Annotated in this window: 23 protein-coding genes; 15 read left to right on the forward strand and 8 right to left on the reverse strand. The window is 71.2% G+C overall.

The window, feature by feature from the left end; translation table 11 throughout:
- Positions 1 to 139 precede the first annotated feature (139 nt).
- From ABZ848_RS19910 to ABZ848_RS19925, 4 genes are read left to right on the forward strand one after another with little or no spacing between them, the layout of a single operon-like run.
- Complete coding sequence (locus ABZ848_RS19910) at positions 140 to 2,221, forward strand: MMPL family transporter (protein ID WP_360833423.1); 2,082 nt, start codon at positions 140 to 142, stop codon at positions 2,219 to 2,221.
- A gap of 56 nt (positions 2,222 to 2,277) precedes the next feature.
- The gene (locus tag ABZ848_RS19915; protein ID WP_360833545.1) at positions 2,278 to 3,456 is read left to right on the forward strand and encodes a histidine kinase; all 1,179 of its coding nucleotides are present in this window, start codon (positions 2,278 to 2,280) and stop codon (positions 3,454 to 3,456) included.
- Positions 3,453 to 4,121 carry a response regulator transcription factor gene (locus ABZ848_RS19920; protein WP_360833425.1) on the forward strand — a complete coding sequence of 223 codons (669 nt, stop codon included), beginning with the start codon at positions 3,453 to 3,455 and terminating at the stop codon, positions 4,119 to 4,121. The genes ABZ848_RS19915 and ABZ848_RS19920 overlap by 4 nt, the downstream gene beginning before the upstream one ends.
- Complete coding sequence (locus ABZ848_RS19925; protein ID WP_360833427.1) at positions 4,118 to 5,302, forward strand: sialidase family protein; 1,185 nt, start codon at positions 4,118 to 4,120, stop codon at positions 5,300 to 5,302. Before ABZ848_RS19920 ends, ABZ848_RS19925 begins: the two co-directional genes overlap by 4 nt.
- Here the strand turns inward: ABZ848_RS19925 and ABZ848_RS19930 are convergent.
- The 5 genes from ABZ848_RS19930 to ABZ848_RS19950 are packed head-to-tail and all read right to left on the reverse strand — an operon-like array spanning position 5,299 to position 11,776.
- A complete protein-coding gene (locus ABZ848_RS19930; RefSeq protein ID WP_360833429.1) occupies positions 5,299 to 6,225 on the reverse strand; it encodes a dihydrodipicolinate synthase family protein in 927 nt (308 codons plus the stop codon). The two genes, ABZ848_RS19925 and ABZ848_RS19930, sit on opposite strands and share 4 nt — an antisense overlap.
- On the reverse strand, positions 6,222 to 7,241 hold the full coding sequence (locus ABZ848_RS19935) for an ABC transporter ATP-binding protein (protein WP_360833431.1): 1,020 nt from the start codon (positions 7,239 to 7,241) through the stop codon (positions 6,222 to 6,224). Before ABZ848_RS19935 ends, ABZ848_RS19930 begins: the two co-directional genes overlap by 4 nt.
- Positions 7,238 to 9,208 carry a dipeptide/oligopeptide/nickel ABC transporter permease/ATP-binding protein gene (locus ABZ848_RS19940; RefSeq protein WP_360833433.1) on the reverse strand — a complete coding sequence of 657 codons (1,971 nt, stop codon included), beginning with the start codon at positions 9,206 to 9,208 and terminating at the stop codon, positions 7,238 to 7,240. The genes ABZ848_RS19935 and ABZ848_RS19940 overlap by 4 nt, the downstream gene beginning before the upstream one ends.
- Positions 9,208 to 10,167 (reverse strand): ABC transporter permease, encoded by a 960-nt coding sequence (locus ABZ848_RS19945; RefSeq protein WP_360833435.1) that lies wholly within the window; start codon positions 10,165 to 10,167, stop codon positions 9,208 to 9,210. Before ABZ848_RS19945 ends, ABZ848_RS19940 begins: the two co-directional genes overlap by 1 nt.
- Before the next feature lie 10 nt (positions 10,168 to 10,177).
- The gene (locus ABZ848_RS19950) at positions 10,178 to 11,776 is read right to left on the reverse strand and encodes an ABC transporter substrate-binding protein (protein ID WP_360833437.1); all 1,599 of its coding nucleotides are present in this window, start codon (positions 11,774 to 11,776) and stop codon (positions 10,178 to 10,180) included.
- 257 nt (positions 11,777 to 12,033) lie between these two features.
- Here ABZ848_RS19950 and ABZ848_RS19955 point away from each other — a divergent pair, with 257 nt between their 5' ends.
- Positions 12,034 to 12,780 carry a FadR/GntR family transcriptional regulator gene (locus ABZ848_RS19955; RefSeq protein ID WP_360833439.1) on the forward strand — a complete coding sequence of 249 codons (747 nt, stop codon included), beginning with the start codon at positions 12,034 to 12,036 and terminating at the stop codon, positions 12,778 to 12,780.
- A gap of 3 nt (positions 12,781 to 12,783) precedes the next feature.
- Here ABZ848_RS19955 and ABZ848_RS19960 read toward each other — a convergent pair whose 3' ends face one another.
- A complete protein-coding gene (locus ABZ848_RS19960) occupies positions 12,784 to 13,086 on the reverse strand; it encodes a hypothetical protein (protein ID WP_360833441.1) in 303 nt (100 codons plus the stop codon).
- A gap of 47 nt (positions 13,087 to 13,133) precedes the next feature.
- On the opposite strand from ABZ848_RS19960, the gene ABZ848_RS19965 reads away from it, so the two are divergent.
- The 3 genes from ABZ848_RS19965 to ABZ848_RS19975 all read left to right on the forward strand — a co-directional run bounded on the left by ABZ848_RS19965 (position 13,134) and on the right by ABZ848_RS19975 (position 14,200).
- Positions 13,134 to 13,454 carry a hypothetical protein gene (locus ABZ848_RS19965; protein WP_360833443.1) on the forward strand — a complete coding sequence of 107 codons (321 nt, stop codon included), beginning with the start codon at positions 13,134 to 13,136 and terminating at the stop codon, positions 13,452 to 13,454.
- A 26-nt stretch (positions 13,455 to 13,480) separates the two neighbouring features.
- The gene (locus tag ABZ848_RS19970) at positions 13,481 to 13,603 is read left to right on the forward strand and encodes a hypothetical protein (protein ID WP_360833445.1); all 123 of its coding nucleotides are present in this window, start codon (positions 13,481 to 13,483) and stop codon (positions 13,601 to 13,603) included.
- A gap of 153 nt (positions 13,604 to 13,756) precedes the next feature.
- Positions 13,757 to 14,200 carry a protein phosphatase gene (locus ABZ848_RS19975; RefSeq protein ID WP_360833447.1) on the forward strand — a complete coding sequence of 148 codons (444 nt, stop codon included), beginning with the start codon at positions 13,757 to 13,759 and terminating at the stop codon, positions 14,198 to 14,200.
- Here the strand turns inward: ABZ848_RS19975 and ABZ848_RS19980 are convergent.
- The gene (locus tag ABZ848_RS19980; RefSeq protein ID WP_360833449.1) at positions 14,197 to 14,676 is read right to left on the reverse strand and encodes a GNAT family N-acetyltransferase; all 480 of its coding nucleotides are present in this window, start codon (positions 14,674 to 14,676) and stop codon (positions 14,197 to 14,199) included. The genes ABZ848_RS19975 and ABZ848_RS19980 overlap by 4 nt on opposite strands.
- Positions 14,677 to 14,827: 151 nt before the next feature.
- Between ABZ848_RS19980 and ABZ848_RS19985 the strand changes: the two genes are divergently transcribed.
- The 7 genes from ABZ848_RS19985 (at position 14,828) to ABZ848_RS20015 (ending at position 22,794) form a co-directional block, all read left to right on the forward strand.
- Positions 14,828 to 15,634, forward strand: coding sequence for an SCO2525 family SAM-dependent methyltransferase (locus tag ABZ848_RS19985; RefSeq protein WP_360833451.1), 807 nt, complete (start codon positions 14,828 to 14,830; stop codon positions 15,632 to 15,634).
- 67 nt (positions 15,635 to 15,701) lie between these two features.
- Positions 15,702 to 17,534 carry an SCO2524 family protein gene (locus tag ABZ848_RS19990; RefSeq protein ID WP_360833453.1) on the forward strand — a complete coding sequence of 611 codons (1,833 nt, stop codon included), beginning with the start codon at positions 15,702 to 15,704 and terminating at the stop codon, positions 17,532 to 17,534.
- Entirely contained in the window at positions 17,531 to 18,448 is a 918-nt protein-coding gene (locus ABZ848_RS19995; protein ID WP_360833455.1) for an SCO2523 family variant P-loop protein, read from the forward strand. Before ABZ848_RS19990 ends, ABZ848_RS19995 begins: the two co-directional genes overlap by 4 nt.
- A complete protein-coding gene (locus ABZ848_RS20000; RefSeq protein ID WP_360833457.1) occupies positions 18,445 to 19,407 on the forward strand; it encodes an SCO2522 family protein in 963 nt (320 codons plus the stop codon). The genes ABZ848_RS19995 and ABZ848_RS20000 overlap by 4 nt, the downstream gene beginning before the upstream one ends.
- A gap of 1 nt (position 19,408) precedes the next feature.
- Positions 19,409 to 20,392 (forward strand): SCO2521 family protein, encoded by a 984-nt coding sequence (locus tag ABZ848_RS20005; protein ID WP_360833459.1) that lies wholly within the window; start codon positions 19,409 to 19,411, stop codon positions 20,390 to 20,392.
- Positions 20,393 to 20,440: 48 nt separating this feature from the next.
- Positions 20,441 to 21,508 carry a DUF6879 family protein gene (locus tag ABZ848_RS20010; protein WP_360833461.1) on the forward strand — a complete coding sequence of 356 codons (1,068 nt, stop codon included), beginning with the start codon at positions 20,441 to 20,443 and terminating at the stop codon, positions 21,506 to 21,508.
- Positions 21,509 to 21,681: 173 nt separating this feature from the next.
- Positions 21,682 to 22,794, forward strand: coding sequence for an abortive phage infection protein (locus ABZ848_RS20015; protein ID WP_360833463.1), 1,113 nt, complete (start codon positions 21,682 to 21,684; stop codon positions 22,792 to 22,794).
- Here ABZ848_RS20015 and ABZ848_RS20020 read toward each other — a convergent pair.
- Complete coding sequence (locus tag ABZ848_RS20020; RefSeq protein ID WP_360833465.1) at positions 22,782 to 24,257, reverse strand: alpha/beta hydrolase; 1,476 nt, start codon at positions 24,255 to 24,257, stop codon at positions 22,782 to 22,784. The genes ABZ848_RS20015 and ABZ848_RS20020 overlap by 13 nt on opposite strands.
- Positions 24,258 to 24,301: the final 44 nt, after the last annotated feature.

Genomic DNA, 24,301 nt, shown 5'->3' on the forward strand with positions numbered 1-24,301 from the left:
CGTACTCCCACGGGAGTAATCCCGCCCCCGGGTCACCCCTGGCAGTAGCCCCCGACTCGCCCCCACGCCCGACGATCCCGCCCCCTTCCGCCGGGAGTCTGGAACCGACCCAGACACCCGACCGGAGGGAGGCCCGTCCATGGGGGCCGCAAACACGTCCGTACGGCGGCGGCGAGCCGTGCCCTGGGTGGTGCTCGCGCTGTGGCTGGCCGCGCTCGTGCTCGCGGGGCCGCTCGCCGGGAAGTTCTCCGACATCCAGCAGAACCGCTCCGTCGACTACCTCCCCGACAGCGCCGACTCGACCCAAGTCGCCCGTATACAGGACCAGTTGCCGGGCGGCGAGGCCACCGACCTGATCCTTGTGTACCACCGCGACGGCGGGCTCACGGCCGCGGACAGGAGCAAGGCTGCCGCGCAGGTCGCCGAGATCGGGAGGGCGTACGAGCTGACCGGGAAGCCGCGGGCGGTTCCGTCCCGGGACGGCGGCACGCTCATGTACCCCGTCTCCAGCACCGGGCCCGGCCAGGACGACAAGGCGCGGGACGGCTTCGTCGACGGGGTGCGGGACATCGCGAACGGCGGGGCCGGGCTCAGTGTCGAGGTCGGCGGGCCCGGCGGGCTGCAGACCGACATGAGCAAGGTGTTCGGCTCCATCGACGGCACGCTGCTCTACGCCACCCTCGGCGTCGTCACCGCCCTGCTGATCCTGATCTACCGCAGCCCCTTCCTGTGGCTGGTGCCGCTCGCCGTCGCCGGAGTCGCCGCGGGTATGGCGATGGCCGCCGGATACGGCCTCCACGAGGCCTTCGGCGTCACCGTCACCGGCCAGAGCGGCGGTGTGATGACGGTCCTCGTCCTCGGCGCGGGCACCGACTACGCCTTGCTCCTCATCTCCCGCTACCGCGAGGAGCTACGGCGCCACGAGCGCCCGTACGAGGCCATGCGCGCCGCGCTCAGGGGCTGCGGTCCGGCGGTCCTCGCCTCCTCGGGGACCGTCGCGGCGGGGCTGCTGTGCCTGCTCGCCGCCGACCTCAACAGCAGCCGCGGGATGGGCCCGGTCGGGATGGTGGGGGTACTGGCGGCCCTTGTCGCCATGACCACCCTGCTGCCGGCGCTGCTCGTGCTGCTCGGCCGGCGGGTGTTCTGGCCGCTGATCCCGGCCTTCGACAGCGAACCCAAGGTGCGCCGGTCGCTGTTCGCCGCGATGGGTACGTCCGCCACGCGCCGCCCGGTCGTCGTGCTGGCCGGCGGGGCGGTGCTCCTCGGCGCGCTGGCGCTGGGCGCGCTCGACCTGCCGGGTGGGCTCAAGCAGGAGGACTCCTTCACCGCGAAGCCCGAGTCCATCTCCGCGAGCCAGACCCTGGCCCGCGCCTACCCCGGACGCAGCAGCCAGCCCATCACCGTCATCGCCCCGGCCGCCAAGGCCGACGCCGTGCTCGCCAAGTCCCGTACGACCGCCGGTGTCGCGCAGGCGAGTGCCGGGCGCAGCGGCTCCGGCTGGACCGAGATCTCCGTGTACGCCACCGCGGCCCCCGAGTCGAAGGGCGAGACCCGCACCATCGAGGCCCTGCGCGCCGGGCTCGACGACACGTACGGCACCTATGTCGGCGGACCCAGCGCCCAGCAGCTCGACCTCGCCGACAGCCAGGCCCGGGACCGCGAGGTCGTCGTGCCGCTCGTGCTCGCCGCCGTGTTCGTGATCCTCGTCGGACTGCTGCGCAGCCTGGTCGCGCCGTTGATGCTGCTCGTCGCCGTGGTCGCGGTATGGGGCGCGGCGCTCGGGATCGGCGGGCTGGTGTTCGGGCCGTTGCTCGGCTTCGACGGCACGGACTCGGGGCTCGGCCTGCTGTCCTTCGTGTTCCTCGTGGCCCTCGGCGTCGACTACGGCATCTTCCTCATGCACCGCATGCGCGAGGAGTCCCTCGCGGGTGCCGAACCCCGGGCCGCCGCGCTCACCGCCCTGCGCACGACCGGCGGGGTCATCGCCTCCGCGGGCGTCGTGCTGGCCGCCACCTTCGCGGTACTGACCACACTCCCGCTCGTGGGACTGGTCGAGCTCGGCTTCGTGATCGCGGTCGGCGTGCTCCTCGACACCTTCCTCGTGCGCACCTACCTGGTCACGACCGCGAGCGTGCTCCTGGAGCGGCGCGTGTGGTGGCCGGGGCGGCTGTCGCGGGCGCCGGAGCCGGTGCGGGCGGAACGCCAGCCGGAGACCGTGTGAGGCTGGACCCCGTGCAGCAGACAACGACGCCGTGGTCCCGGCGGGGCGAGCGGATCATGGCGGTGATCAACCGTGATCCGCGCACCGCCCGGCACGGCATCCGCAACGACGCGATCCTCGCCGCCGTGCTCGCCGTGGCGGGCGTGTGCATCGCGCTGACCACCTCCCCGCACGACCGCCCCGACGCGCTCGGCTGGACGCTGCTGCTCGCCGCGTACGTGCCGATCGTCTGGCGGCGCCGGCATCCGCTGCTCGTGCTGGCGACGATGGTGGTGCTGGTCGCCCCGTACCACCTCCTGGACAACAACCACGGCGCGACCGTCCCCGCCACCTGTGTCGCGCTCTACACGGTCGCCGTCACCGGCCGCCCGCTGCGGACCATCGTCACCGCCGTGGTCGTCCTGGGCATCATCGTGACCGCCATGACGGCGATCAACCCACACCAGGCGCTCGAACTCCTGCGCGTCTCCGGCTGGGTCATCGCCACCCTCTTCTTCGGCGTCGACGTCCGCTACTACCGCCAGTACGTCGCCGGCATCGTCGAACGCGCCGAGCGCGCCGAACGCACCCGCGAGGAGGAGGCCCGCCGCCGGGTCGCCGAGGAGCGGCTGCGCATCGCCCGCGACCTGCACGACCTGCTCGCCCACACCATCACCCTCATCGGCGTGCAGACCTCGGTCGCCGCGCACGTCCTGGCCGCCGACCCCGAACGCCTCGACCGGGAGACGGTGGCGAAGGCCCTGGACGACATCGCGGACACCTGCCGGACCGCGCGCGGCGAGCTGCGCACCACCCTGGAGGTGCTCCGCGAGAACGACGCCGCCGACGGCCGCGGCCCCCTCCCCGGCCTCGACGGCCTGCCCGACCTCGTGGAGGCGGCCCGCCTCGCGGGCGCGCGCGTGGCGCAGACGGTACGCGTGTCCGAGGCCCCGCCCGCCGTCGGCGCCGCCGCCTACCGCATCGTCCAGGAGGCGCTCACGAACGCGGTACGGCATGCGGGGCCCGAACCCGCCGTACAGGTCGAGCTGTACGAGGAGCAGGGCGCCCTGCGCCTGTCCGTCACCGACGACGGCACCGGCCCGACGCCCGGCGGCACCCCCGGGTTCGGCCTGGTCGGCATGCGGGAGAGGGCCCGCAGCGTGGGTGGCACACTCGACGCCGGGCCACGGACGGCGGGCGGCTTCGAGGTGACCGCCGTACTGCCGCTCAACGCGACGGGGGAAGGGACCGCATGACCATCCGTGTACTGCTCGCCGACGACCAGACCCTGGTGCGGGCCGCGTTCGCCATGCTCGTCGAGTCGGCGCGGGACATGGCGGTGGTAGGACAGGCAGGCACCGGCCGGGAGGCGGTCGAGCTCACCCGCGGTGAGCGGCCCGACCTGGTGGTGATGGACATCCGGATGCCGGACCTCGACGGCATCGAGGCGACCCGCCTGATCGCCGCGGACAAGGAGCTGGCCGGTGTGCGGATCCTGGTCCTCACCACCTACGACACCGACGAGAACATCGTCGAGGCGCTGCGGGCGGGGGCGTCCGGCTTCCTGGTGAAGGACACTCGTCCGGCCGAACTCCTCGACGCGATCCGCACGGTGGCCGCGGGCGAGGCCCTGCTCTCGCCGGGGCCCACGGCAAGGCTGATCGAGCGGTTCCTGCGCAGCCCGTCGACACCCGCGACAGGCGGCCCCGAGTGCCTGTCCGACCGGGAGCGCGGGGTGCTGGCACTGGTCGCCCGGGGGCTCAACAACGCGGAAATCGCCGACGTGTTGGACCTCAGCCCGCTGACGGCGAAGACCCACGTCAGCCGGATCATGGGGAAGCTGGGGGCACGGGACCGGGCCCAGCTGGTCATGGTGGCCTACGAGTCGGGACTGGTGACTCCGGGAACCATGGGCCCGTGACCCTCCTGAGCCGCACACTCCTCGTCGCCCTCGCCCTTCTCGCGCCCCTCACCGCGACCCCGCACGCCTCCGCCTCCGCCGGCTGCTCGTCCTCCGTCCCGTACGTCTCGGGCGAGGGTGGCTACGACACCTACCGCATCCCCGCGACCGTCACCACCCGGCGCGGCACCGTCCTCGCCTTCGCCGAGGGGCGGCACAACAGTGCCGCCGACTCCGGGCACATCGACGTCGTCCTGCGGCGCTCCCGGGACGGCGGCTGCACCTGGGACCCGATGCAGGTGGTCGCCGCGGGGAACGGCAACACCCGGGGCAACCCGGCGCCCGTCGTCGACCCGCGCACCGGCGCGATCGTCCTCGTCACCTCGTACAACAGCGGTGCCGTGACCGAGGGGCAGATCATGCGCGGCGAGGTCACGCCGGAGCAGAGCCGCCGGGTGTTCGTGCAGCAGAGCTGGAACGACGGGCGCGGCTTCTCGGCCCCGCGGGACATCACGGCAGAGGTGAAGCCGGCGAACTGGCGCTGGTACGCCACGGGACCGGGCCACGCGGTCGCACTCACCCGCGGTCCGCACGCCGGGCGGCTGGTCGTCCCCGCCAACCACTCCGTCGCCCCGCCGGCCGGCTCCACCGACACCGGCCAGGAGGCCAGGTACTACGGCGCCCACGCCATCTACAGCGACGACGGCGGCGACACCTGGCACATCGGCTTGGTCGACGGCGCCCACGACGGGTACGTCAACCCCAACGAGTCGACGGCCGCCGAACTCCCCGACGGCCGCCTCTACTTCAGCTCCCGCGACCAGAGCGGCACGAGCGCCGGCAACCGCCTCGACTCCTATTCGAGCGACGGCGCCGAGAGCCTCGACCGCCCCTACGCCGTCCAGCCCACCCTGAACGACGTCCCGGTCGTGGAGGGCAGCGTCCTCCAACTCCGCGCCCCGGACGCCCCGTTGCTGTTCTCCGGCCCGTCCGTGCCGACGGTCCGCCAGTCGATGGCGATCTGGCGCAGCACGGACCAGGGGGCGACCTTCACCAACGTTCTGACGCTCAGTCAGCAGCGCGCCGCCTACTCGGACTTGGTGCAGGTCGGCTGGAACACGGTTGGGATCCTGTACGAGACCGGCGCCTCGGGCCCGTACGACACGATCGAGTTCCGCCGCCTGCCCACGGACACCTTCTAGAGGAGCCCCGCCGAGGCGAGGAACTTGCCGACCCGCTCGGTCTCCTCCGGTGACAGCGGGACCTGGGGTTCCGCCGTCACCGGGCAGTCGATGATCCCGCGCAGGTGCAGCGCCGCCTTGAAGGCGCCCAGCGCCGACGAGCTGCCGCCCATCCGCGCGGGATCCCCGGCGCCCACCAGCCTGAACAGGGCGCACAGCCGCTCCTGTTCGGCCCGTGCCCGCTCCCGGTCCCCGGCCCGGCACAGCCGGTCGAGGCGGACGTACCCGTGCGGGTCGACGTTGGCGAGCCCGGGCACGGCCCCGTCCGCGCCGAGCGCGAGCGCCGAGTCCACGACCAGCTCCGAGCCGGTCAGCACGCTGAAGCGCGGCAGCCCCCGGGCGCCGGTGACGACATCCCGGAACCCGGCCAGGTCCCCGCTGGAGTCCTTGAGCCCGGCGAGCGTCCCGTCGGCCGCGAGCTCCAGCACCAGGTCGGCGGGGAGTTTCGTGTGGACGGCGACCGGGATGTCGTACGCGATGACGGGGACCGGCGAGGCGGCGGCGAGCAGGCGGAAGTGGCGGGCGATCTCGGCCGGGTGCGTGCGGGTGTAGAAGGGCGCAGTGACGACGACGGCGTCCGCGCCCGCCGCCGTGACGGACTCGACGTGGTCCAGGACCCGCGGGGTCGTCATGTCGATCGCCCCGGCGAGCACGGGCAGTTGCCCGCCGACATGCGAGACCACCGACTCGACCACCAGCCGCCGCTGCCGGTCGCGCAGATAGGCCGCCTCGGACGACGACCCGAGCACGAAGAGCGCATGCACCCCGCCGTCCACCAGGTGGTCGACCAGCCTGAGCAGGGAGGGGACGTCCACCTCGCGGTCCGGTGTCAGGGGCGTGCAGACGGGTGGTACGACACCGGTCAGCGGGGAGGGGAAGGTCATGAGGGCTCCCTGGGGGCGTTCTGGTGGACGAGGTCGTGGGTCGCCTCGTCCTCCTCCACAGGATGGTGGCAGCGGAAGCGGTGAGCCGGTGTCGACGCGGCCGAGAAACCGGGCATTTCCGCCGCACAGACCTGGTCCGCCTTCCAGCATCGGGTACGGAACGGGCAGCCGCTCGGCGGATGCGTCGCCGACGGCACCGGGCCGGTCAGCGGGATCGGGTCGATCGGATGCAGCAGGCCGGGGGTCGCGGAGAAGAGGGCACGGGTGTACGGGTGCCGGGCCCGGGCGGTGACGTCGGCGGCCGGGGACTCCTCGACGATCCGGCCGAGGTACATGGTGATCACGCGGTCGCTCATCCGCCGTACCGTCTGGATGTCGTGCGAGACGAACACCAGGGCCAGGCCCAGGCGTTCCTTCAGGTCGAGCAGGAGGTTGAGGATCTGGGCCCGCACGGACACGTCCAGCGCGCTGGTCGGCTCGTCGGCCACCACCAGGCCGGGGTCGAGGGCCAACGCCCGGGCGATGGCGACGCGTTGGCGCTGACCGCCGGAGAGCTGCCCGGGCAGGGCGTCCGCGAGCGCGCGCGGGAGGCCGACGAGCGCCATCAACTCCCGTACCCGGTCATCCCGTTGGTCCTTCGTGCCGCGGTCGTGCACGTCCAGCGGGTCGCGCAGGATCTGGCGGACGGGCAGGCGGCGGTTCAGGGCGGTGGACGGGTCCTGGAAGATCATGCCGGTGCCGGCCCCGACGGCGGTCCGGCGTTCGGCGGGCGGCATCGACCACAGGTCGCGGCCCTGGAAGGAGACCGTGCCGGCGGTCGGGCGCTGGATGCCGACCAGCACCTTGGCCAGCGTCGACTTGCCGCAGCCGGACTCGCCGACCACGCCGACCGTCTCGCCGGGCGCGACGGCGAGGTCGGCGCCGGTCAGGGCGTACACCCGGTCCCGTGCGAACAGGCCGCCGCTGCGGGCCTTGTGGACCACATGGGTGTCGGTCAGCTCGATGATCGCGTTCACTGCACGGCCTCCGAGGTGACGAGCTCGACCGCCGGGTGGTGACAGGCCGCGGTGTGGGTGGGCGTGCCGAGGAGGTCGGGCGGGGTGGTCCGGCACAGCTCGGTGGCGAGCGGACAGCGGTCGGCGAAACGGCAGCCGGCCGGGAACTCGGCGGGGGAGGGCACGACACCCTTGATCTGGGTCATCCGTTCCTCGGCCGACTCCAGCGAGAGCACGCTGCCGAGCAGCCCGCGCGTGTAGTGGTGGGCGGCCGCCTCCACCAGGTCGGCGGTCACGCCGGTCTCCACGATCTGCCCGCCGTACATCACCACCACCCGGTCGGTGACGTCCGCGACCAGCGCGAGGTCGTGGGAGACCAGGATCAGCGCGAAGCCCAGCTCCTCGCGCAGCCGCAGCAGCAGTTCCATCACCTGCGCCTGTACGGTCACGTCCAGCGCGGTCGTCGGCTCGTCGGCGACGATCAGCTTCGGGTCGCGGGACAGCGCCATGGCGATCAGGACGCGCTGGCGCTGGCCGCCGGAGAGTTCGTGCGGGTAGCTGCGCAGGGTGCGGTCGGGGTCGAGGCCGACGAGGGCGAGCAACTCGGCGGGGCTACGGCGACCACCACGCCGTACGACCTGCTTGAGCTGGGCGCGGATGGTCATCGCCGGGTTCAGGGAGGACAGGGCGTCCTGGTAGACCATCGCCATCTCGTGCCCGAGGAGGCGGCGCCGGACGCGCATGGGCTCGGCGAGCAAGTCCCGCTGGTTGAACCGGACTTGGCCGCGGATTCGGGCACCTCGTGGTTGCAGGCCCATGACGGTGAGCGCGGTGAGCGACTTCCCGCAGCCCGACTCCCCGACCAGGCCGAGCACTTCACCGGGCTGCACCTCGAAGCTGATGCCGTCCACGATGTCGACACCGCTGTGGCGGTCCTGGAAGCCGATGGCGAGGTTCTCGACGGCCAGTACCGGTTGTTGTCCCTCGGGCAGGATGCGGGCCCTGGCACGGAGTCGTTGGGCTGCGGCGGTGAGGCTGGGCAGCGGCAACACCTCACCGCTCCCCGGCTCCGGCGCCTCCAGCCGGTCCTCCGCCTCCCGGACCGGCACCGCGCGCGCCGCCGGTGCGGCCCATGCGTCCGACACTCCCTCGGACAGGACGTTCAGCGCCAGGACGGTGACCAGGATCAGCAGGCCGGGGAAGACCGTCGCCCACCAACCCCCGGTCAGCACCATGTTCTTGCCGTCCGAGATGACGCTGCCCCACGACGGATCCGGCGGCCGCACCCCCGCCCCGATGAACGACAGCGACGCCTCGAACACGATCGCCTCGGCGACCTGGACCGTGCAGAACACCAGGATGGGGGCGAGGCAGTTGACGGCCACGTGCCGGACCACGATGTGGGGGGTGCGCGCGCCGATCACCCGTTCCGCCGTCACGTAGTCCTCGCCGTACTGGTCGAGGACGTTCGCCCGTACGACCCGCGCCACCGGCGGCGTGAACAGGAACGCGATCGCGCAGATCAGGACCGTGAGCCCGCCGCCGAACACGGCCACGAGCACCGCGGCGAGCGCGATGCCCGGGAACGCCATCACCACGTCCAGGCAGCGCATCAGCGTCTCGTCGACGCCCTTGCGGGAGGTCGCCGCGACCGCGCCGATCAGTGCCCCCACGACCAGCGCGAGCGCCGTCGCGCCCAGGCCGATCGCGAGCGACCAGCGGGCCCCGTACATCAGTCGGCTCATGATGTCCCGGCCGAGGCTGTCCTGGCCCATCCAGTGCTCGGCGGACGGGTGCCCGGTGCCGTCGACGGGGGCCTGCTGGTCGAGCGGGTCGTGAGGCGCGAGCAGCGGCGCGAAGACCGCCACCAGCACCACCACGGCCAGGAAGCAGACGGCGGCCTTCGACGGCAGCGGCAGCCGGCGCCATCCGCGCGGGCGGAGGCCGGGCCGCGAGAGGGAGTCGGCGAGGCTCTTGCGCGTGAACATCAGGAGGCTTCCCTAAGGCGCGGGTTGACCAGCAGATACAGGACGTCGATGACGAGGTTCACGACGACGAAGCCGGTCGCGGTGGTCAGGACGACGCCCTGCACCACGGCCGGGTCCCCGTTCTTCACGGCGTCGATCATCAGCTTGCCCATGCCGGGCAGCGAGAAGATCGTCTCGATGACGACCGCGCCGCCCAGCAGGTAGCCGACGCGCAGGCCGAGGACGGTGAGGGGGTTCATGAGCGCGTTGCGCAGTACGTTCCGGCCCACCACCACCCGCTGCGGCAGCCCGCTTCCGATCGCCGTACGGACGTAGTCCTTGTCGAGCTCCTCCACCACCGACGTCCTCACGATCCGCGTCAGTTGGGCCGCGACGGGCAGGGACAGGGCGAGGGCGGGCAGAGCCATGGTCTTCAGCCACCCCGTGAAGGAGTCGGCCGGGTTGATGTAGCCGCCGGTCGGGAACCAGCCGAGGTCGACCGCCAGGTACTGGATCATCAGCAGCGCCAGCCAGAAGCCGGGCGCGGCGACCCCGGTGAGGGAGACGACGCGGATGATCTGGTCGGGGAGGCGGTCCCGGTAGATGGCCGCCGTCACGCCGCCGAGCAGCGACAGGACGACCGCGATTCCCAGGCCCAGGAAGGTGAGTTGGAGGGTGAGCGGCAGTGCGGTGGTGACCTGGTCGAGGACCGGGGCGCGGGTCAGGGCGCTGGTGCCCATGTCCCCCTGGAGCAGGTCGCCGACGAAGTGGACGTACCGCACGGGCAGCGGGTCGAGCAGGCCGTTCTGCTCGCGGAAGTCGTGCAGTTGCCGCGGGGTGGGGTTCGCACCCTGGAAGAACGCGGACGCCGGGTCGACGTCCGAGAACCGCATCACCAGGAACACGAACAGCACGATGCCGAGCATCAGCGGCACCAGCAGGGCGATGCGGCGGAGCAGGATCCGGACGACGGCGATCACGGGCGCGCCCCTAGACCCATTTGGCCTGGAGGAGATTGATGCCGGGGTACGGCTGTGCCCTTATGCCGGTGAGCCGGCGCGGGTCCCAGGCGGTCATCAGCTCGTTGTGCACGACCGGGTAGAGCACGGCCTGTTCGGCGACGACGTCGATGTAGTCCTGGATCATCGCCTTCTTCTTGTCCGCGTCGGGCTCCTGGGTGGCCCGGTCCATGTCCTTGAAGAGCTGCTTGGCGACGGTGTTGTCGGCCCAACGGGTGTAGCCCATCCAGAGGTTGGTGGGCCCGTAGTTGTAGTGCATGATCAGGTCGGCGTCGAGGCCGAACTGGTTGGGGTTCGAGGCGGCCGCGACCACCTGGTAGTCCTGCTTCTGGTCCATCTTGGTGAAGACGGCGGTGGTCTCCTGCGGGGAGAGGGTCGTCCGCACGCCGATCGCGTCCCAGGAGGACTTGATGGTCGGCAGACAGTCGACGATCCAACTCACGTTCACCGCAAGGAGGTTGATCCTCAGGTTCTTCACCCCGGCGGCCTTCAGCAGTGCCTTCGCCTTGTCGGGGTCGTAGTCGTAGACCGTCTTCGCGCGCCGGTAGCTGGGGTTGCCCTCGTTCAGGAACGACGACGACGGCCTGCCGTGCCCCTTGAGCGCGACCTCGACCATCTTGTCGGTGTCGATGGCGTAGTGCAGCGCCTGCCGCACCCGGACGTCGTCGAAGGGCTTGTGCCTGGTGTTGAACATCAGGAACAGGTTGTTCATCCCGGCCCCGCCCGCGACCGTCAGCCCACCGCTCCTGAGCTGCTCGATATTGGCGTACGGGATGTTGTCGGAGATCTGCGCGCCCGCGCTGGAGCCCGAGATCCGGGCCACGCGCGGGGCCGCGTCGACGATCGTCAGCCAGTTCATCCTGGCGAAGGCCGCCTTGCGCGGGCCGTTGTAGTCCTCGAACGCGGCGAAGGTGGTGTTCGACTTCGGGTGGTGCGCGGTCTGCCGGTACGGCCCCGAGCCGACCGCGAGACCCGCGATGGCCTTGTCCCAGGCGCCGGGCGCGGAGAAGACGTGCTTCGGCATGATCTTGGCGAGGGTGAGCCGCGAAACCCCGTCCGGGAAGGGGAACTTGAGCACCAGCTCGACGGTCGACGCGTCGACCCTCCGGACCTCTTTCAGCCAGCTCGCGAAGAAGCCCTTGGCGAGGGTCTGGGTCTTCGGGTCGAGGATCCGGTCGAAGACGAAGACGACGTCGTCGGCGGTGACGGGCTTGCCGTCGTGGAACCTCGCCCCTGCCCGCAGTGTGAACCGCCAGGTCGTGGCGTTCGGGTCCTTCGGCACCTCGGTCGCCAGCGCCGCGTACGGCTTGCGGGAGATCGGGTCGGTGTCGAGGAGCCCCTCGTAGATGTGGTTGTTGGCCGCCATGCAGAAGGCGGACGCCGTCTGGGTGGGGTCCCAGCTGCCGTCGTTGCCGTAACCGATGACCGCGGTCAGGGTGCGGCCCTTGCCGCCGCCGCTGCCGGTGTCGTTCGTGGACTGGGGCCCGGAGGAGCAGGCCGACAGCGACGCGGAGACGGCGGCGGCCGCGCTCAGGGCGCCGGTGTGCTTCAGGAAGGTCCGGCGGTGCACGGTTCCTCCAGCAAAGAGTTCCAACGGGAGTTCCCTCGGGATTCCATCGGGAGTTCCCTCGGGAACGAGGAGATACGACGTCCTACGTCCTGTGTCAGGCGCGACCATAGGAGGGGCACAGGGGGCGGTCAAGGGGTCGCACACGAATGGCGTAGCCGCCATAGGTCGAGCCAATGGCGGCACGAAATGGCGGGAGTTGGTGCACGTCAGTGCGGGACGTGGGACGTGGGACGTCCGGCGCGCGTACGATGCGGCGCATGTCCGAGCGGCCGAGGAGTGCGGCGACCGGGAACCGGCCCGGGAACCAGGAGTCCAGGAACAGCCGGGTGCGGCGCGAGGTCGTGCAGCTCATCCTCGATCGCAAACTCCGGCCGGGCGCGGCGCTGCCCACGGAGACGGAGCTGATGGAGGACCTGGGAGTCAGCCGCAACTCCGTGCGCGAGGCCCTGAAGGCACTCCAGGCGCTTGACATCGTGGAGATCAGACACGGTTACGGCACGTATGTCGGGCAGGCCTCGCTCACTCCGCTGGTCGACGGGCTGACCTTCCGCACGCTTGCCCGGCACGACGACGACACGGGGGCGTTGGCCGAGATTCTTCAGGTGCGGGAGGTGTTGGAGGAGGGGCTGGTCAGGCGGGTCGCGGAGCTGCTCAGTGAGGCTGAGCTGGATCGCCTTGAGACAGTGGTCGACCGGATGGAGGCGGCGGGGCGGGAGGGGCGGCCCTTCCCGGAACTCGACCGTGAGTTCCACGAGTTGCTCTACGCGCCGCTCGGCAACGCGCTGGTGCCGCAGCTGCTCGGCGCGTTCTGGACGGTGTTCCGTCGGGTCGCGGGGGCTCGGGGGCGGGCCGAGGACCCGACGCCCGACGTCACGGTCCGCCGTCACCGGGACATCGTCACGGCACTGCGCGCCCACGATGTCGCGGGTGCGCAGCGGGCGATGGCCGTTCACTTTCGTGGGATCGAGGCACGGGCCGGTCAGGCGCCTAGGGGGGTGGGGTAGCGGTTAGGTGGCGGCTGCGGGTTCGTGGGGGCTTGTCGCGCCCACGCGGCGGAGCCGCAAATCGATACAGCCCCGCGCCCCTGGGGGGTTGCAGTCAGCTGGGCTGCGATGCCGGCTCTGGCCCGTGACCACCGCGGTGGTCAGGTCCTCCACCGTCGCCGCGTCGTCGGAGTAGTACGTGTGCGTGCGCTGCGACCTCTTGACGCACATATCCTTGACCAGCTGCTCGTAGCGCTCCAGCGCCGCCGGGATCCCCGGATCGCCGTGCTCCTCGGCCGGCATGTGGGACGCGATCAGGACCTCCATTTCGGCGGGTGCGATGGTGCCCGTGGGGCCGCGAGGGCAGACAGGTCGTGGCCACCGCCCACCGCTACTTCTCCAACCCCCAGGAGCTGCTCCGCGAGACCAAGACGGTCGCCCGCGGCTTCGAGGCGGTCGCCGACCTGCCCGACGACCCCGCCGAGCGGCTGGACCTCGTGGTCTCCCGCATCGCGGACATGCAGCTCGGCGACGAGGCGGTGTGGCGGGCGGTGCTCATCGCTTCCCTGTCCCGCTGGACCGAGCCGTCCCGGGGCGACGACACCCCCATCCGCAACCGCCGCCGCCTCGACGTCACCCGCACCGCCCTGGAGCCTCTCGCCGCGACCTCCCGCCCGAGGTCCACCGCCACCTGACCAACGCGGTCAACCTGGTCTACGGCGTGGAGGCTCTGGTCACCACCCGCGACGTCTGCGAACTCGACCCCGGGGAGGCGAAGGACGTGATGCGATGGGCGGCGGGCGCGCTGCTGGAGAAGGCGCTCAGGGAAGCGGGGCGGGAGTGATCCGCTCGGGATGAGCGGGTGGGCAGCGAGTGGGCCGGGTGAGCCGGTCCGGACGAGCGGGGCGGGGGTGCGGAAGGCCCGCGGAAGGCCCGTGCGTGAGCGGCTGGGGGTGTGTGCCGGTCCGAGTGGGCGGTGGTCGAGGAGGTGGCTTGGATGGGTGAGCAGTGGGGCGAGCGGGATGCCGGTGTGCTCCGGCTGCCGTCCGGCCGGCTGATCCGTGGCCGCGGCCTGCGGCGCCCCCTCGACCCGACCGCGCCCATCCCCTCGTACGGCCTGTATCTCCTCGGTCGCCAACCCCCGCCCGTCCCCTGGCAGTTCACCTGGGTCCGCTGGCCCGACTTCCGGCTCCCCGCCGACCGGCCGGCCGCCCGCGCCGCCCTCACCGGGGCCTGGGAGCGGGCCGCCGACGAGCGGGTCGAGGTCGGCTGTGGTGGTGGGCGTGGGCGGACCGGGACGGCGCTGGCCTGTCTGGCGGTGCTGGACGGCGTACCGGCCGACGAGGCGGTGGAGTTCGTGCGGCGGCACTACCATCCGCGGGCCGTGGAGACGCCGTGGCAGAAGCGGTACGTACGCCGGTTCGGCGACAACCGGGTCTAGAGCCGCAGCCGCATCACCAGACGGTCCGCGCCAGGGCCGAAGTAGTCCTTGCGGACGGCCTGTTCGGCGGTGAAGCCGAGGGTTTCGTAGAGGAGGATCGCCGCCGCGTTGGACGGGGCGACGGTGAGGAACACCTCGCGTACGCCGATGCCGCGCAGCTGGCCCAGTACCTCCTCCATCAGCCGGCGGCCGTAGCCCCGGCCGCGCTCGTCCCGGGTGATGCCCAGGCCCAGGATCCAGCTGCGGCTCTTGTCGGGGCGGGTGCCGACGAGCACGTAGCCCTTGAGGGCGCTGCCGTCGTCGAGGACCAGCAGATGGTCCGGGTACACGTCGTACATCTGACGCAGTACGAAGTAGGGGTACGGCTCCTCCGGGAAGGCCTCCCGGTCGAGGAGGGCCAGCGCGTCGAGGTCCGCTTCCGTGACGCTTCTCAGCCGGAGTCGCCGTGCGGCTCGACGCGCGGGCAGAGCAGTCATGCCACCTCCCGGGGGTTCCGATCAGGATGACGGCACGTCTTACCTGTAACAAGCACGCTTTCGGCTATGTCATTTTATCGACCTTGTTACCCGATCGGGCGGACTAACCTGGTAACTTTCTCCGCGGTCTCGCCGGGGTGTATGGTCGAGCATGACCTCCCGAGCTCCGGTCGAATCGTGCGTTCTCAATGACGACGCACCATGGGAAGAATTCGACCCCAGCGCATACCTTGACCAGAATTACCGCGATCTTCTCGACGTGGATGCAGAGATCCTTGAACTTGTAAGGGATCACTTCAGTCGCTGCACTGACCATGCCGAACGGCCGATTCTGGGTATTGACATCGGAGCGGGGGCCAATCTCTATCCGGCGTTGGCGATGCTGCCGTGGTGCGACGAGATCACCCTCTTCGAGCGGGCACCGAAGAACGTCGGCTATCTACGACAGCAGCGCGACCGCCTCGACCCGGACTGGGACGCCTTCTGGAAGGTGCTGTCCGAGTGCGAGCCCTACGCCGGCATCGACGGGGAGCGGAACGAAAGATTTCGTAAAACGGTCCGCGTTCAGAAGGGGAATCTGTTCAAGCTCGGTCGGCCGGGGCTGTTGGGTCTGCGCAACACCCAGGGCAAGTGGCAGATGGGGACGATGTTCTTCGTAGCGGAATCCATCTCCACCTCGCACGACGAGTTCCGGCAGGCGATCAAGTGCTTCATGCTGAGCCTCGCGCCCGGAGCGCCTTTCGCCGCCGCGTTCATGGAGGGCTCCCATGGGTATGACGTTGGCAACCGGCATTTTCCCGCGTGCGACGTCGACGAGGCAGAGGTGAGGAAAAGCCTCGAGGAGTTCACCGGGGAAATCCAGACAAAACGCCTGGGTGAGGTGAGCCATATGGTGCGTCCAGGGCATACCGGAATCATCCTGGCTTACGGAAAGAGGAATCAGGGCCCCCGGTCCTGAATTCTCCGTTCCGGAATCTGGTCTCGGGGCCGGGGCAGCGGTCACGACCTGTGTGAGGGGCATGGGGATGGAGATCAAGCCGAGGGCTCATCTGCTTCAGATCTGGGAAGCGATCGCCCGACACTCCTTCGAAGACGGACGCTGGGGCTGGGGCGACTGGGGAGGACAGAGCAGCGTCGCCGACGCCGAGCGGCTGCTGTGCCTCATGTACCCGGCCACCGAGATCCCCGAGTTCCGGCTGGACGAGCCGGACACCACCCAGAAGGACGTCCAGCGCGCGCTCAGACCGGTCGGCGGCCGCACCGAGATCCCGGCGGCCCTGGTCGCCGCCCTCACCGAGTTCATGCACCAGCACACCGCACCCGACGGCAGCCCCAGCTTCGCCGGCGGCTACTACTTCACCGCCGAGGACCCGGACGCCGAAATCACCCCGGAACAGCGGGACTTGGGGGTGGTCGACTCTTTCTCCATGTCCGTCACCCTGTGCCTCGCCACCCTCGGCTTCATCGACAAGTACCAGGGCACCACGGTCCGTTCGGACGTACGGGACGCCTTGGAGGAACTCAAACGGGCCACCAGCGAGCGGCTCACCGCCGCCATGGTGGGCCTGCTGCGCTCCTTCACCGTCAACGTCTTCGACGCCGACACCACCCAGGGCCGGCGCCTCGCCCGCACCCTCGGCCAGCGCCGGCTGTCCGAACGGGCCGTGCTCCAGCAGTTCCAGGAGACCTTCGCGGCCCTGCGCGCCACCATCGCCGACCGCATCACCCTCGGCGTCGACGTCGCGGACGGCCTCCAGGACCCCAGCATGATGTTCGAGTGCGGCTGGGCCTGGGGCATGGTGCGCGACGCCCCCGTGATCCGGCCCACCGACCGCGACGGCGTCGCCGACCCCGTGCCCTACCTCTACTTCACCGTCGTCGCCCTGGACGGCATCCAGGACCTGTCCTCCGACCGCACCCTCTCCCTCGGCCTGCTCACCGAGGAACAGCAGACCCTCGCCGAGGCGCTACGGCTGCGCTGGACCGTCACCCGCGAGTACTGGTCGGGCATCGCACGGTTCGGCGCGGACCGCTGGCCGCTGGAGGACATCCCCTGGCGGGTCACCAACCAGAAGCTCGAATCCGAGTACTTCTCGCTCTCCGTGGCCTCGCTCGTCGTCCACGACCTGGTGCGCAGCCGGGCCGGCGACGAGGAACTCGCCCGTACGGCCGAGGTGTTGTGGCGCCTGGCCGAACGCGGCCGCATCAACAGCCCCCTCACCCGCGACGACCGCTCCCTCGAACTCCACAGCCCCGGCGTCATCCTGCCCCTGGAGGGCAGCGAAAGCCTCGGCCCCCAACTGCGCTGGACCGTCACCGACTTCTCCGCGCACCTCCTCAAGCGCACCGTCCAACTGGCCACGTTCTCCCGCAACATCGGCACCCAGAACCGGCTCCTCGAGCTGGCCGAGGACACCTTCGAGCACCTGTGGCAGCGGCGCATCGAGGACGGCGAGGGCGTCGACCTCTGGGACGACGTCCAGGCGGTGTTCCCTGTCGCGCCCAAGCGCGAGGGGCCGCTGTCCTGGAGCATGACCGAGCGCCTCACCGAGTGCATGGTCGCCGCGTACGGCTTCTACGCGCGTGAGCCGGTGCGCAGCCCCCAACTCGGCACCTACGCGACCGCGTTGATCAGTGAGGCCACCCACCGCTTCGGCAAGGAGCAGATGCAGTCCGTGGTCGCCACCGACAGCGATCTGGCGAAGTCCCTGCGCATGATCGAGATCCGGCTCAGGCGGGCCCGCGAACTCGTCCGCAGGCAGCCCGGTACCGCGAGCGCGCTCGCGATGGCCGTGCTCGTGGAGCTCGACACCCTCGCCCAGGCTCGTGGAGCCGCCGCCGGGGAGGTGCGACGGTGATCGTCTTCGCCGCCTCCGACAAGGGAGGCACCGGCCGCTCCGTCACCAGCGCCAACCTCGCCTACCAGCGGGCACTGGCCGGGGACGACGTGGTCTACGTCGACTTCGACTTCGGCTCGCCCACCGCGCCCGCCGTCTTCGACGTGCCCGACATGCAGCGCGGCATCGAGTACGGCGGCCTGCACTCGTATCTGGAGGGAACGGTCCCCGAACCGGCCCGGATCGACATCTGGCGGCGCACCGAGCACACCGTCCTGCGCCGCATGCCCATCGGCGCGGGCCGGCTCGTACTGCTGCCCGGCGACGCGAGCGGCGGCGAGTTCGTCACCGACCAGGACTCCGTGCACCGCTGCGTGGACCTCCTGCTGCGCCTGAACGCCGAGTTCGACCTGATCCTCGTCGACCTCAGCGCCGGCCGCAGCTACGCCATGGACATGGTCCTGGAGGCCACCGCGGGACGCGAACTGCAGCGGGTCGTCTCCCGCTGGGTGGTCTTCCACCGCTGGACCCGCCAGCACGTCATCGCCGCCGCCGGGCTGGTCTTCGCCGAGCGCGGCCTGCTGGAGGGCGGCGCCGAACGCGGCCACGACAAGGACGCCCTCAGGTCCGTGATCCGCTTCGTGCGCGCCGCCGTACCGGATCCGGACTCCGCACTGTGGTCGCACCTGTCGCCCGCCCAGTTCGCCTGGATGCAGATGTACGACGAGAAGCTGCGCCGGCTCGCGGCCGAACTCGGCGTCGGGGACAGCGTGTTGCTGGGGACCGTGCCGCTGGAGCCGATCCTGCAGTGGCGGGAACAGCTGATCACCGAGGAAGAGGTCGTGGCGACCCAGATCGCCAACAAGGAGACCCTGGAGGCGATGGAGGCGATCGCCCGCCGCCTCACCGAGGACACCCACTGGGGGCAGCCGTGACGGACGTCTTCCGGGAGACCGCGGCACAGCCCCGCACCGAGGCGGTCCCGCTCTCCCATCTCTCCCTGGAACTGGGCCACTTGTACATGGAGGACCTCGCGGACGGACGCGACGGCCTGCGCAGGCACTTCGAGCGGGTACGGCCCTGGGCCGACGCGGCGCGTGCCGACCTCGCCGCCCGGACCACCGGCGGACGGCCCCGGATCAGCACCTGCTTCCTCGTCGACGACTACTTCAGCCGCTTCTCCACCCCCGCCGACCTGCTGCCGCTCGTGCTGGAGGAGGCCGAGCGGGCCGGGCTCGTCATCGACTACCTGGCCCGCGAGTCGGCCTGCGCCGTCGCCGACAAGGTCCCGCTCGCCCAGGCCGTCGCGGGCCGCCTCGTCGAGTCGCCGCCGCCCGGCAGTTACGGCGCCCGTCCGCCCGTCAGTGAGTCCGGCTGGCTCGCCAACGGCCAGCGCAGCCCCGCCGGGCGCTCCCCGCAGGCCATGCGCAGGGCCGAGCCCTGGCAGCCGCCCAGCGAGACCAACGCGCGCCGGCACTCGGTCTTCGTGGACGTCGAACTGTGGGACGAGGACAAGGAGGGCAACCGCACCTGGTCCTGCCCCTTCCTCGCCGCCGTCTGGCAGCTCGCCCGCCTCGGCCTGCTCCGCAACGAGGGCGAGGCCGTGCTGCTCCCGCGCGACGCGCGCGTCGGTGAACTCCCGGGCGCGTGGGACGAGTTACCCCCGCTGGTCCGGCTGAACCCCGACGCGGACCCGTTCAGCGCGTATCGCACCTGCTCCGTACTGCCGACCCGCTTCCTGTCCGTCGAGCACGCGGTGCGGGTGATCCTCGACCAGACCGACGTCGACGCCGGAGCCGTCGACCAGATCACCAGGCGCACCGGCAGCGAGCGGCATCCGACGCCGGCTTCCGTCGTCGACCGGGTCTCCTACGTGTTCTACCCGGAACCCTGACATGACGGCCCCGCCGGACACCGCGCCCACGGTCCTGGCCTGTGGGGAGGTACGCACCTGCGTGCTGCCCTCCCGCCAGCCCCTGGACATCGACGCGGCCGCCCAACTCCTGCAGTTGCGCGCCGACGAACGCGTCCTGGTCTCCAAGCGCCCCAACCTCTACGCGCTCTCCCCGCAGACCCTCACCGGCGTCGACTGCCGCCTGCCCACGGCCAACGGCGCGAAGGTCCGCGTGGTCGGCACGGTCGCCGTGCGCGCCGCCCTCACCGAGGGCCGGATACTGCAGAGCAGCGCCTACTTCCGCACCCCGGCCCAGGGCCCCGACCGGCGCCGCCCCTGGGGGCACTACCTGATACGGCCCGGAGTGCTCGAACCCCTCGGCAGGCTCCCCGAGTCGGCCGCCGCCCAGGGCGTCCTGACCGGCGGCCGGCCCGGCGAACTCGACCTCGGCCTGATCGCCGACGGCGTGCTCACCCCCCTCGTCCGGCACCCGCTGCTCGACCAGCGCGCACCCCTCAAGTCCCGGCACACACGCCTGCGTTGGGCCGCGCTGCCCGCCGAACCCGGACAGGGGCCCGCCATCGAGGAGTTCACCCTCGCCGAGGACGACCTGCGCACCGTACGACTGCGGGTGCCCGCCGGTACCGACCCGGCCGCGATCGCCGCCCTGTGCGAGGACTTCGCGCTCCACGACTGGCTGCTCACCACGGTCGTACGACTGCTCGACGGCCGGCTCGGCCCGGTCGAGGGCCCCGACGCGCTCACCGCCCTGCGGCCGGCCGTGGAGCACCTGATGCACCTGTGGATGCCACGGGCACGCGGCGACCGCGCCCTGCGCGCCCTGTGGGACGTACTCGAACACGACCCGGGATTCACCCGCCAGTGGGACAACCTCGTCCAGCGGGTCCGGGACCGACTTGCTCTGCTCAACGCCCTGCCGAAGCAGCCGATCGCGCAGCCCGCCCGGGCGGGGGAGAAAACATGACGGGGGACAGGACATGACCGGGGGAGTCGACATGACGGGGGAGAGGCCATGAACGGAGCACCGGCGACCACGACGACGACCACGGGCCAGCCGCCGCCCGCCGCCCCGGCGCCGCAGCGCCCCGAATCCAGGGGGCTGCGGGTACCGCCGGTCCTGATGAAGATCCTGGTGACCTCGCTGGTCTTCGTCATCGCCCTGCTGGTCACCAACGCGCTCGACCAGAAACAGGGCGCCGGGGACGTGTGGAACCTGACCGCCTCCGTCGTCATCGGCGGCGCGGCGCTCATCGTGCAGTACCTCGTCGACTTCGAGAAACGGCTGGAGGAGATCGAGACCAGCCAGGCCGACATGATCCGGGACGTGAAGGACAACCTGGTCAGCCACCATGTCGCGCTCACGGGACTGGTCGACGACCGCTTCCGGCAGATCAACGCGGCGACCGAGCTGTTCAGCAACGTGGACCGCTCGGTGCTGCGCTCGGACGCCGTCATCAAGCTGGCCCGGCGGGCCACGGAGTGCGGCAAGCTCAACAACGAGACCGTGAAGACCTTCGCCAGCGAGGAGATAGAGCGGCTCGCGGGCCTGCTGGAGAACCTCAGCAGCCGCAGCGCGGACTGCCTCGGCGAGAACGACGACTGGCTGATCGGCCTCACCCACTGCATCAAGTACAGCCTGGACGCGACCAGCACCTCCGTCGACCGGGGCTATTGGGGCAGCGAGCCCGCAGCCCGCTATCTGGAGGCGCAGAGCGACGCGCTCTCCAACGGCGTGGAGATACGGCGGCTGTTCCTCGTCGACACCCCGGAGGAGATCGACGACGAGGTACGCGCCCTGTGCAACAACCAGCGCGCGCTGGAGATCGACGCCCGTGTGGTGGCCCTGTCCGAACTGCCGGCCTGGGCGCAGCTCGGCACGAAGTCCGACTTCATCATCTTCGACCGGGAGCTGTCGTACGAGATCGACCAGGACACGAAGGACGTCAACGCCAAGACCACCCTCAACGCCCGCCCCGGCCACGTGGAACACCGCATGCGCCAGTTCACCCGCTTGTGGGACGCGACGCTGAGGCTGCCGGGCGCGGGCATTCCACAGGCGGCCGACGGACGGCCGGACTAGGACGCCCCGGCTGTTCCAGTTCGGGCAGGCGGTCGGTGGTGGTGGCGTGGGCTGGGATCTCGGTCTGCTTCGTTCGGCGATCAGCGACCGACGCCGTAAGTCATTCCTTGGTTGCCGGGCCGTAGACCATCGGCGGACGGCGGGGCGGGCCCGGGGACGCCACAGTGAAGGGCATGGAGAAGACGAAGGGGATCAGTCGGGCCCGGTTCTTGGCGGGGGCCGCGGCTCTGGGGGTGTCGGCGGTGGTGCTGCCGGGCGGGGCGGCGGGGGCGAGCGGGCGGGGGCTGCGGCACCGGGGTGTCGTCTACACCGTCGGGGAGGGTGAGACCCCCGGTACCGCCTGGAGTGCAGGCCGGATGCGCCGGGATGTCCGTGTCATCCGCGAGCGGCTGCACGCCGACGCCGTCGACGTCACCGGTGACGGCGTCGCGCGGCTCACCGCCACCGCCGCCGAGGCCGCCGAGCAGGGGCTGCACGTCTGGCTGCAGCCGACCCTCGCGGACGCGCCCGAGCGGGAGATCCTGGAGCACATGGCCGAGTGCGGCCGGTTCGCGGAGCGGCTGCGCCGGCAGGGTGCGAGCGTCGACTTCAGCGTGGGCTGCGAGTTCTGGCTGTTCGTGCCCGGGATCGTGCCGGGGGAGACGGTTCTGGAGCGGGTGAAGAATCTCCAGAACGGCACCTTCGACCCCGTGAAGATGCAGCGGCGCCTCGACCGCTTCACCGCGAAGGCCGCGAAGACCGGCCGCTCCGTCTTCCACGGCAACCTCGCCTACGCCGCCGCCCAGGACGACCAGGTCGACTGGCGGCTCTTCGACATCGTCGGCATCGACTACTACTCGTACTTCCGTCAACACGACGACTATGTGCGGGAGTTGAGGAAGTACCTGCGCTGGGGCAAGCCCCTCGCCATCACCGAGTTCGGCACCTGCGCCTACAAGGGCGCGCCCCAGGCCGGCGGCATGGGCTGGGACGTCGTCGACTACGAGAAGGGCGAGATCAAGGGCGACCTGGTCCGCAGCGAGCACACCCAGGCCGCCTACCTCACGGACCTGCTGTCGGTCTTCGAGTCGATGGGCCTGTACGGCGCGATGGCCTTCGAGTTCGTCACCCCCGACGCCCCGCACCGCGCCGACGACCCGCGCAAGGACCTCGACATGGCGAGCTACAGCATCACCAAGGTCGTCAAGGACCGCCCCGACGACCCCCGTTCGGGCTGGCACTGGGAGCCGAAGGAGGCGTTCCACGCGCTGGCCCGGCAGTACGGCCGCTGCGCTCAGGGGCAGTAGACGTCCGAGCCGGGGCGCGCACCGGTCGCCAGGAAGCGGGAGACCGTCGCGTCTCCGCACGCGTTGCCGTTCCGCAGGTAGGAGCCGTGACCGGTGGCGTCGACGGTCACCATGACGGCCCGCCCGCCGAGGGCCTCGCGCAGCTTGCGCGCGCCGCTCAACGGGGTGGCCACGTCCCGCTCGTTCTGCACGAGCAGGACGTTCGACGGCCCCCGGTCGGTGATCCGCACCGGCGCCCGCTCGGGCCGCCACTGCCACGCGGCGCACACCATGGCGTTACGGGGCATGCCGGCCGTCAGCGGGTACTTGGCGCGGCTCTCCTCAACACCCTTCTCGTACACGGCCGTTGTACGCGGCCAGGCGCCGTCGTTGCAGATGGTGGCGGCGCCGACCGCGGTGACGTTCTGCAGCGCCGCGTCCGGAGCGGAAACCGGCGCGGGCGGGACCGTGCCCTTGCTCGCGGCCAGGATCAGCTGGGCCAGCGCCGGGTAGTCGTCGGGGTCGTACAGGGCGCTCAGCATGGTCTGACGCAGCACATTGCCGTTGAGCTCGTCCGGGTTGGCGCCGGGCCAGGGGATCGGCTCGCGGTCCAGGCGTGCGGCGAGGTGGAGGAAGAGCGGGCGGACCTCGGCGGCCGTATCGGCCAGGCGGTACGGATTGCCGGGCGTGGACGCCCACTCGGCGAACTCCGGGAAGTTGTCCTCGACTCCGACCTCGGCCGCCTTCAGCCAGGCGCGCTCCGGGTTCACGGGATCCGGGTTGTCGTTGCTGTCGAGGACGATCCGGTCGGTGCGCTGAGGGAACAGCTGGGCGTAGACCGCGCCGACGTACGTGCCGTACGAGACGCCCCAGGCGGAGATCCTGCGCTCGCCGAGCGCGGCCCGGATCCGGTCGACGTCACGCGCGTTGTCGACCGTGCTGATGTGCCGCAGCAGTTCGCCGCCGTTGCGGGCGCAGGCGTCGGACATGCGCTGGGCGGCGGCCATGTTGCCGGTGACCGAGCCGTCGGCGCCGGGCCACGGCCGCAGGGTCGTCAGGGCGAGGTCGGCGTGGCCGAGGCCGCAACTCACGGACGTGGAGGGCGCGTTGCCGCGCGGCGCGAACCCGATCAGGTCGTAGGCGTCCCGCACGCTCTGCGGGAGCTTCTGCCCTTTGCCGGAAGGGTCGTTGAGGCTGGTGCCGCCCGGTCCACCGGGGATCAGCAGCAGGGCGCCCCGGCGGGCGGACGGCTTCTCGGCGGGGATGCGCGAGAGGGCCAGGTCGATCTTCGGGCCGCCGGGGCGGTCGTGGTCCAGCGGGACCTGGAGGGTCGCGCACTGCTGACGTGGGTCGAGGCCCGAGCCCGAGCACGTACCCCACGCCAGTGGTGCGTCGGCGGCGGACGCGGTGAGGGGGGTGAGGACACCGAAGACGATGCCGGAGGCGGCCGCGATCAGGGCGGCGCTTTTCGTGATCTCCTTCATGCCCACGAGCCTCCCGGAACCGTCCCGCTCCTCCCATCCGGCCA

The sequence above is a fragment of the Streptomyces sp. NPDC047081 genome, from assembly GCF_040643775.1.
In the GTDB taxonomy this organism is placed as follows: domain Bacteria; phylum Actinomycetota; class Actinomycetes; order Streptomycetales; family Streptomycetaceae; genus Streptomyces.

Coding starts and splice junctions, on each gene's coding strand:
- ABZ848_RS20005 (WP_360833459.1), top strand. CDS start 19,409: ATGACGGCCCCGCCGGACACCGCGCCCACGGTCCTGGCCTGTGGGGAG.
- ABZ848_RS20010 (WP_360833461.1), top strand. CDS start 20,441: ATGAACGGAGCACCGGCGACCACGACGACGACCACGGGCCAGCCGCCG.
- ABZ848_RS19910 (WP_360833423.1), top strand. CDS start 140: ATGGGGGCCGCAAACACGTCCGTACGGCGGCGGCGAGCCGTGCCCTGG.
- ABZ848_RS19990 (WP_360833453.1), top strand. CDS start 15,702: ATGGAGATCAAGCCGAGGGCTCATCTGCTTCAGATCTGGGAAGCGATC.
- ABZ848_RS19980 (WP_360833449.1), bottom strand. CDS start 14,676: ATGACTGCTCTGCCCGCGCGTCGAGCCGCACGGCGACTCCGGCTGAGA.
- ABZ848_RS20020 (WP_360833465.1), bottom strand. CDS start 24,257: ATGAAGGAGATCACGAAAAGCGCCGCCCTGATCGCGGCCGCCTCCGGC.
- ABZ848_RS19960 (WP_360833441.1), bottom strand. CDS start 13,086: ATGGAGGTCCTGATCGCGTCCCACATGCCGGCCGAGGAGCACGGCGAT.
- ABZ848_RS19915 (WP_360833545.1), top strand. CDS start 2,278: ATGGCGGTGATCAACCGTGATCCGCGCACCGCCCGGCACGGCATCCGC.
- ABZ848_RS19985 (WP_360833451.1), top strand. CDS start 14,828: ATGACCTCCCGAGCTCCGGTCGAATCGTGCGTTCTCAATGACGACGCA.
- ABZ848_RS19930 (WP_360833429.1), bottom strand. CDS start 6,225: ATGACCTTCCCCTCCCCGCTGACCGGTGTCGTACCACCCGTCTGCACG.
- ABZ848_RS19975 (WP_360833447.1), top strand. CDS start 13,757: ATGGGTGAGCAGTGGGGCGAGCGGGATGCCGGTGTGCTCCGGCTGCCG.
- ABZ848_RS19920 (WP_360833425.1), top strand. CDS start 3,453: ATGACCATCCGTGTACTGCTCGCCGACGACCAGACCCTGGTGCGGGCC.
- ABZ848_RS20015 (WP_360833463.1), top strand. CDS start 21,682: ATGGAGAAGACGAAGGGGATCAGTCGGGCCCGGTTCTTGGCGGGGGCC.
- ABZ848_RS19955 (WP_360833439.1), top strand. CDS start 12,034: ATGTCCGAGCGGCCGAGGAGTGCGGCGACCGGGAACCGGCCCGGGAAC.
- ABZ848_RS19940 (WP_360833433.1), bottom strand. CDS start 9,208: ATGTTCACGCGCAAGAGCCTCGCCGACTCCCTCTCGCGGCCCGGCCTC.